Source organism: Nocardia sp. NPDC004604 (assembly GCF_040609795.1).
Taxonomy (GTDB): domain Bacteria; phylum Actinomycetota; class Actinomycetes; order Mycobacteriales; family Mycobacteriaceae; genus Nocardia.
In genome coordinates this window covers 18,406-34,647 of record NZ_JBEXLC010000052.1, presented here as the reverse complement: position 1 = coordinate 34,647, position 16,242 = coordinate 18,406, and the positions used below count along the sequence as shown (strand labels likewise).

Genomic DNA, 16,242 nt, shown 5'->3' with positions numbered 1-16,242 from the left:
GTATGCGTGTGCTGGTCGTCGAGGACGAGCCCTATATGGCAGAAGCCATCCGCGATGGGCTGCGCCTGGAAGCGATCGCCGCCGACATCGCCGGTGACGGCAACACCGCTCTGGAACTGCTGAGCACCAATGCCTACACCATCGCTGTCCTCGACCGCGACATCCCCGGCCCCTCCGGCGACGAGATCGCCCAACGCGTTGTCGCTTCCGGCAGCGGCATGCCGATCCTCATGCTCACTGCTGCCGACCGTCTGGATGACAAGGCCACTGGGTTCGAACTCGGCGCCGACGACTACCTCACCAAGCCGTTCGCACTCCGAGAGCTCGTGCTCAGGCTCAGAGCACTCGACCGCAGGCGCGCACACAACAGACCGCCCGTGCGCGAGATCGCGGGCCTGCGGCTGGACCCGTTCCGCCGCGAGGTCTACCGCGACGGCCGCTACATCGCGCTCACCCGCAAACAGTTCGCCGTACTCGAAGTCCTCGTCACCGCCGAAGGCGGTGTCGTCAGCGCTGAAGAGCTCCTGGAGCGGGCGTGGGATGAGAATGCCGACCCGTTCACCAACGCCGTGCGCATCACCGTCTCGGCACTGCGCAAACGCCTCGGCGAACCCTGGATCATCGCTACCGTCGCCGGCGTCGGCTACCGCATCGACAACACAGCACCCAGCACCGGGCGTGCGGGAGTGGCTCGTGGATAGGGCGCCCGGGTTGAGCGTTCGCCTCAAACTCACCCTCAGCTACGCCGGGTTCCTCATGCTCGCAGGCGTCTTGCTGCTCGCTGCTGTGTGGGTGTTCCTGCTGCGGGGGCGTACCTCAGCCGGCAGTCTCGTTCCCAGCTTCTCCAATCTCCTGCGCGTCTTCGACCCAAGCAGCAACTTCGGCCCAGTCGTCTTCGTTCCAGCGGCAGCCGTTGTGCTGGCGTTCCTGCTGGTGTTCGGTCTGCTGGGCGGGTGGATTCTCGCCGGCCGCATGCTCGCCCCGCTGAATCGCCTCAAAGAGGCCACACGCATGGCCGCGAACGGATCGCTCTCCCACCGAATCCGGCTACCGGGCCGCAGAGATGAGTTCCGCGAACTTGCTGACAGCTTCGACGCCATGCTCGCACAGCTCGAAGCACATGTCGCCGAACAGCAGAGGTTCGCCGCCAACGCCTCCCACGAACTGCGGACCCCGCTGGCGATCACCCAGACCCTCCTCGATGTGGCCCGCAACGATCCGAACCGCGATAGTGGCGAGCTCACCGAACGTCTCCGCGCTGTCAACGCCCGAGCGATCGAACTCACCGAGGCATTGCTCCTGTTCAGCCGTGCCGACCAGCGATCCTTCACCCGCGAACACGTCGACCTGTCCCTCATCGCCGAAGAAGCCACCGAAACACTGCTTCCCCTCGCAGAGAAGCACGGCCTCACCATCGAAACCTCCGGGGACATCAGCCCCACCGTCGGCTCACCCGCGCTCTTGCTTCAGCTGGCCACGAACCTCCTGCACAACGCCATCGTCCACAACGTCCCCGAACACGGCACCGTGCAGGTCGACACCGCCACCGGCCCCGAATCCGTCATGCTCACTGTCGAAAACACCGGCGACAAACTCACCCCACATCTCGTCTCGACACTCACCGAACCGTTCCAGCGTGGCACCGAACGCATCCGCAGTGACCACGCAGGTGTCGGCCTCGGCCTGGCCATCGTCAAAAGCATCACCCGAGCACACGACGGAACCCTCACCCTCACCCCCCGGGCCGCTGGGGGGCTGTGTGTCACGGTGCAACTACCCGCCGCGCCACCGCACACCCGGAGCTGACGACCAGCGGGAACGCCGCACGGCTCCGACCCGGCCGAGATCGCCCAGTGCCTCTGAGCCGACCAGCACGCGCCACCGACAGGCAAGATCGAAAACCGTTCTCTACCAGTGGATTACGCCATGCCCGAACCCGAGCTTCGCCGCACCCCGCTTGGTAGCGACCAGCTCCGGTTCCTTGCCCAGCAGCGTCCATCGGTCGATCAGCTCGTCCTGGTCCAGCTCCCTTATCACCCGCGGCAAGCTACACCCGCGCCGACCAGCACCGAGCCGCTTTTACTACGGCTTCATGTACCAGGTGACACGATCCTTACCGGCAACCCGTCAGGATTTACGTCGTTATGCGGAGGTCTGCCTCACTACGCTGGGGGTATGCGAATTTCAGTTGCGGCGGACGAGCGGGTGGGTGTGGCCGAGCAGCTCGTTGTGGAACTGGACAGGCGGGGGCTCGAGACCCTGGTGCACGGGGCGTTATCGGATATCGAGCGGAACGACTGGGCCTGGGCCAGTGCGGCGGCGGCGCGGGATGTGATCGAGGGGCGGGCCGACCAGGCGATCGTGTGCTGTTGGACCGGAACGGGTGCGTCGATCGCCGCCAATAAGGTCGCGGGGATCAGGGCCGCGCTGTGCGGTGATGCCGTGACGGCAGCCGGTGCGCGGAAGTGGAACGACGCGAATGTGCTTGCGCTGAGCCTGCGTTCGACTTCCAGCGCGGTGCTGACGGAGATTCTGGACGCCTGGTTCAGCGGCGAGGCGAGTACGGATCCGGATGACCGCGCCAATATCGCCCATCTCTCGAAGATCGAACGCGGTCACTGATCGGTCCTGGTCCGCCTACACCGCTTGTAACGATCCGTCCAGAGCCAGAGCCAGAGCCAGAGCCAGAGCCAGAGCCAGAGCCAGAGCCAGAGCCAGAGCCAGAGCCAGAGCCAGAGCCAGAGCCAGAGCCAGAGCCTTGGGGGTGAGCGCGAGGTTGGGGGTGAGCGCGAGGTTGGGGGTGAGCGCGAGGTTGGGGGTGAGCGCGAGGTTGGGGGTGGTCGTTGTCGGGCTCGTTGACAGCATGCTGTCAAATATGACAGCATGCTGTCATGACGATGAGAACTGTCCATCAGGCCGTCTACAACACGCTCGCCGACTGGGAGGTCGGTGCCGCGACCGCGCATATCAACAATCCGCGCTGGCAGGTCGCTCCTGGGACGTTCCGGGTGCGGACCGTCGGGCCGACGCGGGATCCGATCACCACAATGGCGGGAGTCCGCATCGTGCCGGATGTGGCGCTCGCCGATCTCACCCCCGCCGACAGTGCGATGCTGATCCTGCCCGGGGCCGATCTGTGGATGACCGGCGAAGAACTGGCGCCCTTCACGCACAAGGCGCGGGAGTTCGTCGACGCGGGGGTACCGGTCGCGGGGATCTGCGGCTCCACCTTCGGTTTGGCGAAGGAGGGGCTGCTCGATGACCGGGCGCACACCAGCAATGCGGTCGAAGTTCTTCAGTACAGCGGATATTCGGGTGCCGCGCACTATGTCGCCGAACCCGCCGTGACCGGCGATAACGTGATCACGGCCAGCGCGGTGGCGCCCTTCGAATTCGCGCGTGCGGTGCTCGACCTGCTCGGCGTCTACGAGCCGCGCATCCTCGACGCCTGGTACCGGCTGTACGGGCACGGCGATCCGACGGGCTATGCCGAACTCGCCGAATACGAGATGGCATCGTCGCAGACATGAGCGATACGCCCGAACAAGAGCTGTTCAGCACCGCGGCGATCACCTCGTTCCGGCTGAACGGCCAATTCCTTACCATTGCAGAGGAATTGGCCGGTCCGGCGGGGCTGACCGCCGCCTGGTGGCAGGTGATCGGCGCGGTGCTGCGCGGACCGCTGCCGGTCTCCGGGGTCGCCCGTGCGATGGGCATCACCCGCCAGAGTGTGCAGCGCATCGCGGATCTCTTGGTGGACAAGGGACTTGCCGAATATCGGCCCAACCCGACGCACCGTCGCGCGAAACTCGTCGCGGTCACCGAGGCCGGCCGCGATGCGATCAAACGCATCAACCCACAGCATGCGGTCCTCGCCGCACGCCTCGCCGACGAACTGGGCCCCGAACAGTTCACCCTGACCGTCCAGGTCCTGACCCGACTCTCCGCCGCCCTGGACACCATCACCGACGAAACCTGAACTCCCAGTCGCAGTTCCGCGCGCAATCAGCCCGTGACCGGCGCGTCAGTGATCGGACAACCGAGCGCGCTCGTGTGCAACTGCGCAACGCACTCGCGCTCAACTTGCGCAACCGCGCCATGTAGTCGCGCGTAACCGCTGAACCCGCTCGCGCGTAACCGCTGAACCCGCTCGCGCGTAACCGCTGAACCCGCTCGCGCGTAACCGCTGAACCCGCTCGCGCGTAACCGCTGAGCCGCTCGCGGGTGGCCGCTGGACCTGCTCTCGCGTAACCGTCCAATGCGCTCGCGCACACCCTGCACCCCGCGCGATAGGCGCACCCCTGTGGACGCCGGCACGAAATGGGGATCGAGGCAAAGGGTGCGACTGCCGCCCGGATCAGTCGAAGGGTTTGTCGGTGCGGCCGACCAGGTCGGCGACCGAATCGACGACCAGGGTTGGGCGGTAGGGGAATTGCTCGATGGATGCGCGGCTGGAGATGCCGGTGGTGACCAGGATGGTTCGCATGCCCGCCTCGAGGCCGGAGACGATATCGGTATCCATGCGGTCGCCGATCATGACGGTCGACTGGGAGTGGGCGCCGATTCGGCGCAGTGCCGAGCGCATCATCAGCGGGTTCGGCTTGCCGACGTAATACGGCTCCTTGCCGGTCGCGCGGGTGATCAGCGCGGCGACCGAACCGGTCGCGGGCAGCAGACCGTCGCGGGACGGGCCGGTCGCGTCCGGATTGGTCGCGATGAACCGCGCGCCGCGCTCGACCAGGCGGATCGCGGTGGTGATCGCCTCGAAGGAGTAGGTGCGGGTTTCGCCGAGCACCACGTAGTCGGGATCGCTATCGGTCAGCACATACCCGATTTCGTGCAGTGCGGTGGTGAGTCCGGATTCGCCGACGACATAGGCAGTTCCGTTGGGGCGCTGGTCGTTCAGGAAGGTCGCGGTGGCCAGCGCCGAGGTCCAGATCGCCTCCTCCGGGATATCGAGTCCGGTGTGGCGCAGGCGGGCCTGCAGATCGCGCGGAGTGCGGATGGAGTTATTGGTGAGCACCAGGAACGGGATCTCATTGGCCCGCAGCTCCGCGAGGAACTTATCGGCACCGGGCACCAGATGGTCTTCGTGCACCAGCACGCCATCCATATCGGTGAGGTAGGACAGGATCGGTTCAGCCGGTGTAGTCACGAGTCAATTGTCGGCTATCGGCCAGCCCACCGGGCGAATACCCATCCTGATGCGACCATCCCCACACCATCCCGCAGTGAGCCGCCACCGAGCTACCGCGTGCACCGCACCATCGAGGCGCGCACATCGAACATGAGAGTCTGCCGCCGACGCACAGTCACTGGGCATCCCGCACACGGTGTGGGTTGTGCGCGATGCCTATTCGATATGCATGAGCGAATTATCGGGCGATGGCGGGTGCCATTGGTTGCGTGACTTGCCGCTTTCGATGTGGCCCCGTCGGGAATGGCGGTCGAGTTGGTGTGTGCCTTTGGTATGGCCCTGCACACAGGTCGAGCCGCGCTGACTATGGTCGAGGGGAGGCCGTGTGAGAAGCGATCGCGCAGCGCCCAGGTACGCCGATCGAGGTGCGGGAACTCCCGTGTCGCCCTTGCGGTTGTACCGGGATGCGGTCGCGGGACGCATGCGGCCGACGGTGTGCGGAACCTCCCGTACCGACCGTTGAGCGAAGCGACAGGAGTGGCGCATATGGGTGATCTCAAGCTCGGATACAAGGCGTCGGCGGAACAGTTCGGGCCGCGGGAACTGGTGGAAATCGCGGTGCTGGCCGAGGAGCACGGCCTCGACAGCGCGACGGTCAGCGACCATTTCCAGCCGTGGCGGCACAAGGGCGGGCACGCACCGTTCTCATTGGCCTGGATGGCAGCGGTCGGTGAGCGCACCAAGCGCATCCAACTCGGCACCTCGGTGCTCACCCCGACCTTCCGCTACAACCCAGCCGTCATCGCGCAGGCCTTCGCAACGATGGGCTGTCTGTACCCGGACCGCATCATGCTCGGTGTCGGCAGCGGTGAGGCGCTCAATGAGATCGCGACCGGCTACACCGGCGAATGGCCGGAATTCAAGGAGCGTTTCGCCCGGCTGCGCGAATCCGTCGATCTCATGCGCGCACTGTGGACCGGCGAGCGCACCGATTTCGACGGCGAGTACTACAAGACCGTCGGCGCCTCGATCTACGACGTGCCCAAGGGCGGCATCCCGATCTACATCGCGGCGGGCGGACCGCTGGTGGCACGCTATGCGGGACGCGCGGGTGAGGGTTTCATCTGCACCTCCGGCAAGGGCATGGACCTCTACACCGAGAAGTTGATGCCCGCCGTCGCCGAGGGCGCGGCCAAGATCGGCCGCACCGTCGAGCAGATCGACCGGATGATCGAGATCAAGATCTCCTACGACACCGATCCCGAACTGGCACTGGAGAACACCCGCTTCTGGGCTCCGCTCTCGCTGACCGCAGAGCAGAAGCACTCCATTACCGACCCGATCGAAATGGAGGCCGCCGCCGACGCCCTCCCGATCGAGCAGATCGCCAAGCGCTGGATCGTCGCCAGCGATCCGGACCAGGCCGTCGAGCAGATCAAGCCCTACCTCGACGCGGGCCTCAACCATCTGGTCTTCCACGCCCCCGGCCACGACCAGCGTCGCTTCCTGGACCTCTTCCAGCGCGACCTGGCCCCCCGTCTGCGCGCACTGGGCTGAGCCATCGCCTCGGCGCGCCCGCTTCCATGGGCGCGCCGAGACGCGCGACTCGCCCGAGCCGCACTCACCCACAACACAGCGCAGGTCGCGGCGGTCCCCCCGCACCCTGTGTCGGCCTTCGCGCTCGCTCTGACACCTGTGCTGGGGTGTACATGGTGCGACCGTGTTCCGCCCGGTCGATCGGCCGCGCCGATAAACGTGCGACTCGCTCAGGCTGTTGTGCTCACCGCACTGGATTGCGAAGGTCCCGCACTCTTTGTCGGCCTTCGCGATTGCTTCTGGACTTGTGCGGGTGTAGAGGTTCGGCTGTTGCTCGGCCCGGTCGATTGGGCGTGCCGAGAATGTGTGACTTCCTAGGCTGCCGTGCTGACCGCACTGGATTGCGCAGGTCGCGGGGATTCCGGCACTCTTTGTCGGCCTTCGCGCTCGCTCTAGCACGCACGTGCGGGTGTAAAGGGTGCGGCTGTGTTCGGGCCCGGACTAGCCCCGGGTGAGGGCGAAGATGCGGAGGTCGCGGGTGGTGCGGGTGCGGTAGGCGTCGTATGCGCCGGTGACCTCGACAAAGCGGGCGAATATGGCGTCTTTGTCGGTCTCGACCAGTTCGGCCCGGACCGGAATGCGCTGACCCGCAATGGCGACGGTGGCCTTCGGATTCGCCAGCAGATTGGCCGACCATGCCGGATGTTTTTCCTGGCCGAAGTTGCTGCCGATCACATACAGCATGGCGCCGTCGTGCACATAGAGCAGTGGCTGGGTGCGCGGCTGGCCGGATTTACAGCCGATGGTGGTCAGCAGGATGACCGGTGCGCCGATCGGGCCGAGGATCGTGTACTTGGCGTCGGTGCGCTCGAGCACAGCCCGATCCAGCGGCGTGATCTGCCGGATGAACCATGAACCGGGCTTGGTGGCAGCGAACTTACTCGCCACGCGGGCAAGAAGATTGGTGTTCGAACCCCACTGGTGGTTCGGGAACTGCTCGGCCATGCCCGGACTATATCCGGGTGCGTCGCCAACAGCATGAGTGATCGCGATCTCGCTGGACCGTCGAGGTAGCCGCGGGTTCACTAAGCTCTCGAATATGGCCGATTCCGCTCCATCCGCTGTGTACATCGCATCTCCGGAGGGTGACACCGGAAAATCGACGGTGGCGCTCGGAATGCTCCAGATGCTGTGCGCGAGCACCGCCCGGGTCGGCGTCTTCCGGCCCATCACCCGCTCGACCACCGAACCGGACTACATCCTGGAGCTGCTGCTCGAGCACAGCACCGCCGATATCGACTACGGGCAGGCCACCGGCGTCACCTATGAGCAGGTGCATGCCGATCCGGATGCCGCGATCAGTGAGATCGTCATGCGCTTCCACGAGGTCGCGAAGTTGTGCGACGCGGTGGTGATCGTCGGCAGCGACTACACCGATGTGGCCAGCCCGAGCGAACTGCGCTTCAATGCCCGCATCGCGGTGAACCTCGGCGCGCCCGTGCTGCTGGTGGTCCGCGGTTCGGGCCGCACACCGGACGAGGTCAAACAGCTGGCCGAGCTGTGTGCGAGCGAACTGTCGCTCGAACATGCGCATCTGGTGGCCATTATTGCCAATCGTTGCGATCCGGAGCATTTGGATGAGGTCCGCGCGGTGTTGGGCGGCTTCGATGTGCCGTCGTGGACATTGCCCGAGGTGCCGCTGCTGATTTCGCCGACCGTGGCCGAGCTGTGTACCGCGATCGGCGGCAAAATGTACAGCGGCGATGTGGAATTGCTGCAGCGCGAGGCATTGCAGGTCATGGTCGGCGGCATGACCGCCGAACATATTCTGGAGCGGTTGGTCGACGGCGTCGTGGTGGTCGCACCAGGGGACCGTTCCGACGTATTGCTCAGTGCGGTGAATGCACATGAGGCGGAGGGCTTTCCGTCGCTATCGGGCATCATCATGAACGGTGGCATGCTGCCGCATCCGGCGATCGCCAGGCTGATGAGCGGCCTCAAACCGAAGCTGCCGATCCTCACCACCGAGCTGGGCACCTACGACACCGCGAGTGCCGCCTACCGCACCCGCGGGCGGATGTCGGCGGGCAGTCCGCGCAAGGTCGATACCGCGCTGGCGCTGATGGAACAGCACGTCGACGCGTCGGAGTTATTGCAGCACATCGAGATTCCGGATACCTCGGTGGTGACACCGCAGATGTTCGAATATCAGCTGATCGAACGCGCCAGGGCCGATCGCAAGACCATTGTGCTGCCGGAGGGCGACGACGACCGCATCCTGCGCGCGGCCGGTCGGGTGTTGCAGCGCAAGATCGCGGATCTGATGATCCTCGGCGACGAGGCGGCGGTGCGCGCCCGCGCCGCGGAACTCGGCGTCGACATCTCGTCCGCGCGGGTACTCGATCCGCGCACCTCGGGTTATCTCGACGAATTCGCCGCGGAGTACACCGAACTGCGCAAGCACAAGGGCATGACGCTCGACCGCGCTCGCGAAACCATGGCCGATATCTCGTACTTCGGCACCATGATGGTCCACCGGGGCATTGCCGATGGCATGGTGTCCGGTGCCGTGCACACCACGGCGCACACCATCCGGCCATCTTTCGAGATCATCAAGACCGTGCCGGGCGTCGCAACCGTCTCCAGTGTGTTCCTCATGTGTCTGGCCGATCGGGTGCTCGCCTATGGTGATTGCGCGGTCGTCCCCGATCCGACCTCGGAGCAGCTGGCCGATATCGCGATCTCCTCGGCGCGCACCGCGGCCCGCTTCGGCATCGAGCCGCGCGTCGCGATGCTGTCCTATTCGACCGGTGAGTCCGGCAGTGGCGTGGATGTGGACAAGGTGCGGGTCGCGACCAAACTGGTTCGCGAGCGCGAGCCGGATCTGCTGGTGGAGGGCCCGATCCAGTACGACGCCGCGATCGAACCCACCGTCGCGACCACCAAACTTCCCGACTCCGAGGTGGCGGGGCGAGCAACGGTTTTCGTCTTTCCCGATCTCAACACCGGTAACAACACCTACAAGGCGGTGCAGCGCAGCGCCGGCGCGATCGCGATCGGCCCGGTGTTGCAGGGGCTGCGCAAGCCGGTCAATGATCTGTCCCGTGGTGCGCTGGTCGCCGATATCGTGAATACCGTTGCGATCACGGCGATCCAGGCGCAGGAGGGCTGATCCGGTGCCGTCGTTCGATGCGAGCACCTCGGCCTCGCACCGCTCCCACACCAGTGGTTCGCGACACACGGGCGCCATGATGCGGAAGAGCGCGGTCATCGCCGTGGTTGCCAACAGCGTGCGGGGAACGCGCGAGATGCAGGAGGCATGATGACCAAGGATGCCGATGACCTGGTGTTGGTGATCAATTCCGGTTCGTCATCGATCAAATACCAACTGCTGGACCCGGAGTCGGGTGTGGTCGCCGCATCCGGCATGGTCGATCGGATCGGTGAGGAGAACGCCGGGATCGAGCACAAGGTCGATGGCCGGACCATCGAACATCGCGGGCCGATCGCCGATCACACGGCGGGCCTGCGGCTGGTCTTCGGCATGTTCGCCGAAACCGGCCACGATCTGGCCGCCGCGGGTGTGCGCGCGGTCGGGCACCGGGTGGTGCACGGCGGCGAGGTGTTCTACCGGCCGACGCTGCTCGATGACGCCGTGGTCGCGGCGATATCCGAGCTGTCCGCGCTGGCACCGCTGCACAATCCGGCGAATCTGGCGGGTATCGAGAGCGCGCGCGAACTGCTGCCGGGCGTACCGCAGGTCGCGGTCTTCGATACCGCGTTCTTCCACGGCCTGCCCGACGCCGCCAAAACCTATGCCATCGATGCGAAAATCGCTGCCGCGCAGGGCATTCGGAAGTACGGATTTCATGGCACGTCGCACGAGTACGTCTCCGGCCGGGTCGCCGCACTGCTGGAGCGGGATCCGGCCGAGCTGAATCAGATCATCTTCCATCTCGGCAATGGCGCATCGGCGTCGGCGATTCGCGGTGGCCACCCGATCGACACCACGATGGGGCTCACGCCGCTGGAGGGGCTGGTGATGGGTACCAGGGGCGGGGATCTCGATCCCGGGATCATTGCGCATCTGGTCCGCGCGGCGCATATGGATATCGACCAGATCGACGAAATGCTCAACCGCAACTCCGGACTCAAGGGCCTGTCCGGCGTCAACGACTTCCGTGAACTGCAGCGGCTCATCGACGCGGGCGACGCCGCGGCTCGCCTGGCCTATGACGTCTATATCCACCGGCTACGCCGCTACCTGGGCGCATACCTGATCGAACTGGGCGGCGTCGACGCCATCACCTTCACCGCCGGAGTCGGCGAGAACAGTCCGCAGGTGCGTGCCGACGCGCTGGCCGGGCTGTCCCGGTTCGGTATCGAGGTCGACCCGGCTCGCAACACCGCAGGGGAACACACGGCCCGCCATATCTCCGCACCCGGCGCCGAGGTGGCCGTACTGGTCGTGCCGACCAACGAGGAATTGGCGATCGCCCGCGCCGCGCAACGTGTTGTCGCAGCCCAGGGTGCTGGCTGAGGGGTCGGGCCCGGGCTCTGGAAAACCTCACGAAATCCTCACACTCGATCGGTCAGGATGAGTGTCGGATCAGGTTCGCACCGGACACCGAAGCCGGGGCGGACCATCCGCCGCGATCGGGACCGCGATGCCCTCGCCACTCTCGATGTGTCCGCTCCGGCTGCCCCCGGGGCGGGCGGGACGCACGCGGATTCCCGGATCGTCGGTATGCCGACTGCTCTGCGAACCTGGATCCGAACCCGGCCGGACTTCCCTCCCGGCCGGGTTCTATTTTGTTCGCGGCCTTCACATCCAGGTCTTGGCCCGAATCGAATTGGCGAGATCCACCAGCGCGTAGCGGTGGTTGCGGCCCGGGGCGGTGCGGGCGAGGGCACGCAGTCCGGCTTCGATGCCCGCGCGCAGGTCGCGCTCGGTGAAGGGGGCGCCGAAGAGAGTCGCTGCGTCGCTTCTGGGTGTGTTGCCTGCTTGCAGCCAGGCCAGCGCGGTGCCGAGGACGAGCACGCGCATCTGGGTCGCGCGGCCCTCGCCGGCCGGCAGGTCGAGAATGCGTGAGGCCGAAATGTGCAGGGTGGATTCGGGGAGTTCAGTGCTCGGCGCCGCGGTGAGCAGCAGCAGCACGGCGGTCATCCGGGCCGTGGTGTAGTGCCGGGAGGCGGCAGGTACCTCGTCGAGGGCGCGCACCGCATCGTCGACCCGGCCTGCCACCGCGAGTTGTCTGGCCAGGCCGAAGGCGGCGCTCACTGCAGCGTGGTCGGTGCGCCAGGCGGTGCTGTAGAACTTCTCCGCGCAGGCGTGCCACTGCTGCGGATCCTCGGAATCCCAGTGCTGCAGGACAAGTTCCGCGGTGGCCGCGAGGGCGAGTTTGGGTGCAATCTCACCGGGCAGCACCTGGAGTACCGCATCGAAACTGGTGTAGGCCCGCTCGAAATCCAATTCCAGCAGTTGGGCCTGGCCCAGATACCAGTCGATGCGCCAGTCGTGATCGCCGGCGACCCGCGACAGCATCTGCCGTACCACGGCCGATTCACCGAGTTCGAGTCGGAGCCGGGCCTCGGCCAGGGTCAGCTCCAGATCCAGTGCGCCCAGCGCATCGTCGGGATCGGCCTTGGCGCGCGTCCTTGCCTCCTGCAATACGGCGAGCGCATCCCGCGGCGCGACCGGTGCGGCGGCCGCGAGTACCGGGGCCGTCGCGTCGGCGGGGTCGATGAGCGGAATCGCAAGGGCCGTGGCTACTTCGCCCGCGCGCAGTAGTTTGCTCCTGGCGATGCCGTCGGCGTAGGCGTCGGTCTGGCTGATCAGCTCCTCGGTGCCGAAGTCGCCACGCTGTGGACTGAAGACTGTGGACAGCTGTGGATGTTCGATGCCGGTCTCCGTGGATATGATCTCGCGCAGTACTCCGGCCAATTGGGCGGACATGGCGCGGGCGGAGGGGAAGCGGCGCTCGGGATCCGGATCGGTCGCACACAGCAGTACGCGATGGAAGAACTCGTAGCGCTGGAGTATCGGCTGGTCGGCGGGGTCCGGAATGCCGTCGAGGTAGCGTCCCCGCTCCATCGGCATGTTCAGCGTCAGCACGGCCAGCGTCCGCCCGACCGTGAAGATGTCGGTGGCCACCGTCGGACCGGTCCTGGCGATCTCAGGCGCCTGGAATCCCCTGGTCCCGTAGAGATTTCCGTAGGCGCCGATGGTTGCGACGGCACCGAGATCGATGAGTTTGACCTGATCCTCGGTGACCATGATGTTGTCGGGTTTGAGGTCGTTATAGGTCAACCCGATCGATTGCAGATACTCCAGCGCGGGCATGATCTCCAGCAGATACGCGATGGCCTCGGTGACCGGCATCCGCTCCGGCCGCGGGTAGGTGTCGAGGATGTCGCGCAGTGAGCGACCGCCGACGTACTCCATGACGATGTAGCCGATCGACTCACCATGCGGACCGGCGTGTTCGACGAAGTTGTGGATCTTGACGATGCTGGGATGTGCCACCTCGGCGAGGAATTGGCGTTCGGCAACGGCCACCGCCTGCGCCTCGGCATCGCCCGCGTGCAGCAGACCCTTCAGGACCACCCAGCGGTCGCTGACATTGCGGTCGATCGCGAGGTAAACCCAGCCGAGCCCGCCGTGTGCGATACAGCCCTGGATCGCGTACTGGCTCGACACGATATCACCCTCGTGCAGTGACGGGCGGAAATCATATGGCGCACAGCAGATTTGGCAGGTGCCCGCAGTCGTCGCCGGTCGGATCGCGGTGGCACGGCCGACCGGGCTGCCGCAGCGCCAACAGTAGCGTCTGCCCTCGGCGACAACGGGATCGACGAGTACCGCGGTCCGTGGATCGGCGGGCGGGACCGCTGGGATCGTGACGAGTCCGGCACCGAGTTTGCGTGTCGTCGGCCGGGAGCGCGCGGTGCGGGCGCTGCGGCCGGAGGTGCGGACGGTTGCGGCGGAGGTCGGTTCCGCGGGTGGGTTCCAAACGCCGACGGTGAGTTCCGCGGCCACGTGGTCGCGGCGAACGGTTTCGCTGGACTCGGGTTCGCGCCAGATCGGCTCGGCGGATGCGCGGTAGTTCGGAACCGATTCCGGGGCCGGCTCGGCGGGTTCCTTTTGCTCGGTTTCGGTCGAATCGGGGGAATCCTCGGAAGGGACATCGTGCGGTGGCGTCATCGCCGTCAGTCCTGATAGGTAGCCGCGGGCGGTGCTGGGACCGGGCCCAGGGCGGTGAGGTACTGCTGGTACAGCCGAACCCAGGTGCCATCGTTGCGGATGCGCTCCAGCGTGCCGTTGACGAAGCGGACCAGGTCGTCATTGCCCTTTGGTATTCCGATGCCGTAGGGCTCGGAACTGATGCTGGGGCCGACCATTTCGGTATAGGACGAGTCCTGTGTGGCGAGACCCGCGAGGACGGCGTCATCGGTGCTGACCGCGTCGACTTGGCGCTGCTGCAGGACGACCAAACAGTCGGCCCAGGTGGGCACGGTGAGGATGGTCGCGGCGGGCTGGCTGCGACGCATCTGGTCCAGCGAGGTGGTGCCCGAGACGATGCACACCCGCTTACCAGCCAGATCGGCCAGCGTGCGGATACCGGAGTTCTTCACCACGAGCACGCGCTGATACGACTGCAGATAGACGGTGGAGAAGGTGACCCGCTGGCGCCGTTCGCAGTTGATCGTCATGGTCTTGGCGACCAGGTCGACGCTGTGATTCTGCAGCGCGGACTCGCGCTCGGCCGAACCGAGACTGCGGTATTCGATTTGATCCGGACTGCCGAACAGATCGCGGGCGACCTCTCTGGCGATATCGGCGTCGAAGCCGACAACGCTGCCGCTCACGGGATCACGGAAGCTGAAAAGGTTACTGCCGGTGTCCAATCCGACCACCAGGCGACCGCGGGCTCGGATCGCGTCGATGGTCGGGCCGTGGGCGCTCGCGCCGGCACCGGTGGGCCGCAGGCTGGCGGTCGGATCGCCGCACAGTGCATCGCGTTCCGGCGCGACCGGTGCATCCGTCGGTATCGTAACGGCCTGGGCGGGCAGCGGCGGCTCGGTGTACTTGACGGTCTTCGGGGTGATCGTCGCATCCGAGCCGGAGGTACAACCCGCGAGCAGGGCCGTCGCGGCGAGCGCGGCGAGCAGTCCGCGCGCCCGGTTCACCGGTACTCCCGAAGCCGTGGCCAGATACCGAGGCCGACATAGGCCGCGGCGAGAATGCCGAGCACCAGGGCACCCGGGGCCAGGAAGTCCAGCGCAAGTGCCGCGCCGGAGATGTCGTCGCGCAATGTATCGCGGGTCTCGTCCAGGCCCTGGCCGAGCGCCCGGTCCAGTGCGTCCACCTGCGCCGCGGCATCGGCCGAACCGGGTCCGGTCGCCACCGTCGCCGCCCCGGTGAAATCGCCGTGCGCCAGTGCGTCGGTCATCCGCTGATGAGCCGCCCGCCAACGCCCGAGTGCCGCCCGGGCATTGGCGATCTCTCCGGCCGCTGGCGCGTCATCGGGATAGCCGCCGAGCAGTTCGTTGAGCCGGGTGACGCTGGCCTCATAGGTCCGGTCGTAGTCGCCGCTGGCATCGCGACGCACCAACTTCAGCGTCTCCGCCGAACGGGCCTGCTGGGTCAGGATCCGGCTCTCGGTCAATCGGGAGGCGGGCACCGCTCCATTGTCCCGCCCGCCGATCATCTCCGCCGCCGAGACCGATCCGGCGGTTAGTGTCCACGCCAACAGGACCAGCATCGCGGCGGAGGCGAGCAGCAGTCCCGGATTGAGCACGCGGTGCCAGCGTTTCGACAGATCGAACTGTGCCCAGACCAGCGTGCCGAGCGCCAGGATCAGCACGGCGATCGCGGGCCATGGCGGTTGGACGTGATGGCGCTGGGCCGTGCTGACTGCATCGGAGCGATGGCTCTGCAGCTGGGCGGCCATCGGCAGCAGGACGGTCTGCATCTGATTCGACGCCTCGCTCAGATACGCCGCGCCGACCGGATAGCCATTGCGATTGTTCGCACGGGCGGTCTCGATCAGACCCGAATAGACCGGCAGGCCGGTGGCTATGCCCGCGCGCAGCCGGGTATCCGGATCGTCATTGCCGGTGGCCCGTCCGGCCGCGTGGCCTGTTTGCGTCACCAGCTCCGCGGACGCCTCGCCGAGCGCCTGGCTGTAGCGGTCGCGCACGGCTTGCGGTTCCAGGCCGCCCGAGATGAACGCGGTGCTCGCGGCGGCGTCCGCGATGGACAGCGACGTGTAGAGGTGATGGGAGGAGTTTGCGTCCGGCTCGGTTTGGTCGAGCAGGGTGTCCAGTGCCTGCTGACGGTCGCTGACAGTCGCCGCGGTCACCAAGCCCGCGCCCAGACAGAGTCCGATCAGCAGCAAGCCGATGGCGATGAGCCGACCGGGCGTCGATAGCGCGAATGACCGTAGGTTGGCTGGGTCCAAATGAGCGCGCAGTCCGGCCTCTCGCGGCACATCGAGCCGCTCCGGCGCGGTATCCGCGGTGACCGACGTCGGCCGGGCCGCCGTTGTCGAATCGAGCGCTGCCAT

Annotated in this window: 15 protein-coding genes; 8 read left to right on the top strand and 7 right to left on the bottom strand. The window is 66.4% G+C overall.

Translation table 11 applies throughout. The features are described from left to right. Positions 1-2 precede the first annotated feature (2 nt). Both ABZW16_RS20050 and ABZW16_RS20045 read left to right on the top strand, forming a co-directional pair. Complete coding sequence (locus ABZW16_RS20050) at positions 3-701, top strand: response regulator transcription factor (protein ID WP_354957431.1); 699 nt, start codon at positions 3-5, stop codon at positions 699-701. Then, complete coding sequence (locus tag ABZW16_RS20045; protein ID WP_354957430.1) at positions 694-1,806, top strand: HAMP domain-containing sensor histidine kinase; 1,113 nt, start codon at positions 694-696, stop codon at positions 1,804-1,806. Before ABZW16_RS20050 ends, ABZW16_RS20045 begins: the two co-directional genes overlap by 8 nt. A 102-nt stretch (positions 1,807-1,908) precedes the next feature. Here the strand turns inward: ABZW16_RS20045 and ABZW16_RS20040 are convergent, their stop codons facing one another. Next, positions 1,909-2,037 (bottom strand): hypothetical protein, encoded by a 129-nt coding sequence (locus ABZW16_RS20040; RefSeq protein WP_354957429.1) that lies wholly within the window; start codon positions 2,035-2,037, stop codon positions 1,909-1,911. Between the two features lie 138 nt (positions 2,038-2,175). Between ABZW16_RS20040 and ABZW16_RS20035 the strand changes: the two genes are divergently transcribed. After that, positions 2,176-2,622 carry an RpiB/LacA/LacB family sugar-phosphate isomerase gene (locus ABZW16_RS20035; RefSeq protein ID WP_354957428.1) on the top strand — a complete coding sequence of 149 codons (447 nt, stop codon included), beginning with the start codon at positions 2,176-2,178 and terminating at the stop codon, positions 2,620-2,622. A 15-nt stretch (positions 2,623-2,637) separates the two neighbouring features. On the opposite strand, the gene ABZW16_RS20030 is transcribed toward ABZW16_RS20035, so the two are convergent. Beyond that, positions 2,638-2,865: a hypothetical protein gene (locus tag ABZW16_RS20030; protein ID WP_354957427.1), complete on the bottom strand. Its 228-nt coding sequence runs from the start codon at positions 2,863-2,865 to the stop codon at positions 2,638-2,640. A 26-nt stretch (positions 2,866-2,891) separates the two neighbouring features. Between ABZW16_RS20030 and ABZW16_RS20025 the strand changes: the two genes are divergently transcribed. Both ABZW16_RS20025 and ABZW16_RS20020 read left to right on the top strand, forming a co-directional pair. Further along, a complete protein-coding gene (locus tag ABZW16_RS20025) occupies positions 2,892-3,530 on the top strand; it encodes a DJ-1/PfpI family protein (protein WP_354957426.1) in 639 nt (212 codons plus the stop codon). Further along, positions 3,527-3,979, top strand: coding sequence for a MarR family transcriptional regulator (locus tag ABZW16_RS20020; RefSeq protein WP_354957425.1), 453 nt, complete (start codon positions 3,527-3,529; stop codon positions 3,977-3,979). The genes ABZW16_RS20025 and ABZW16_RS20020 overlap by 4 nt, the downstream gene beginning before the upstream one ends. Before the next feature lie 378 nt (positions 3,980-4,357). Here the strand turns inward: ABZW16_RS20020 and ABZW16_RS20015 are convergent, their stop codons facing one another. Continuing rightward, a complete protein-coding gene (locus ABZW16_RS20015) occupies positions 4,358-5,113 on the bottom strand; it encodes an HAD-IIA family hydrolase (protein WP_354957458.1) in 756 nt (251 codons plus the stop codon). Positions 5,114-5,683: 570 nt separating this feature from the next. Between ABZW16_RS20015 and fgd the strand changes: the two genes are divergently transcribed. After that, on the top strand, positions 5,684-6,694 hold the full coding sequence (fgd, locus tag ABZW16_RS20010) for a glucose-6-phosphate dehydrogenase (coenzyme-F420) (protein ID WP_354957424.1): 1,011 nt from the start codon (positions 5,684-5,686) through the stop codon (positions 6,692-6,694). A gap of 480 nt (positions 6,695-7,174) precedes the next feature. Here the strand turns inward: fgd and ABZW16_RS20005 are convergent, their stop codons facing one another. Next, positions 7,175-7,678, bottom strand: a complete 504-nt coding sequence (locus ABZW16_RS20005) for a nitroreductase family deazaflavin-dependent oxidoreductase (RefSeq protein ID WP_354957423.1) — start codon at positions 7,676-7,678, stop codon at positions 7,175-7,177. Positions 7,679-7,772: 94 nt separating this feature from the next. Here ABZW16_RS20005 and pta point away from each other — a divergent pair, with 94 nt between their 5' ends. Continuing rightward, positions 7,773-9,845: a phosphate acetyltransferase gene (gene pta, locus ABZW16_RS20000; protein WP_354957422.1), complete on the top strand. Its 2,073-nt coding sequence runs from the start codon at positions 7,773-7,775 to the stop codon at positions 9,843-9,845. Between the two features lie 150 nt (positions 9,846-9,995). Next, positions 9,996-11,213 carry an acetate kinase gene (locus ABZW16_RS19995; protein WP_354957421.1) on the top strand — a complete coding sequence of 406 codons (1,218 nt, stop codon included), beginning with the start codon at positions 9,996-9,998 and terminating at the stop codon, positions 11,211-11,213. A gap of 285 nt (positions 11,214-11,498) precedes the next feature. Here ABZW16_RS19995 and ABZW16_RS19990 read toward each other — a convergent pair whose 3' ends face one another. Genes ABZW16_RS19990 through ABZW16_RS19980 form a run of 3 tightly spaced genes read right to left on the bottom strand, consistent with a single transcriptional unit; the run spans position 11,499 to position 16,242 of the window. Continuing rightward, positions 11,499-13,877, bottom strand: coding sequence for a serine/threonine-protein kinase PknG (locus tag ABZW16_RS19990; RefSeq protein ID WP_354957420.1), 2,379 nt, complete (start codon positions 13,875-13,877; stop codon positions 11,499-11,501). Between the two features lie 5 nt (positions 13,878-13,882). Beyond that, complete coding sequence (locus ABZW16_RS19985) at positions 13,883-14,818, bottom strand: glutamate ABC transporter substrate-binding protein (protein ID WP_354957457.1); 936 nt, start codon at positions 14,816-14,818, stop codon at positions 13,883-13,885. Positions 14,819-14,859: 41 nt separating this feature from the next. Then, the gene (locus ABZW16_RS19980) at positions 14,860-16,242 is read right to left on the bottom strand and encodes a hypothetical protein (RefSeq protein ID WP_354957419.1); all 1,383 of its coding nucleotides are present in this window, start codon (positions 16,240-16,242) and stop codon (positions 14,860-14,862) included.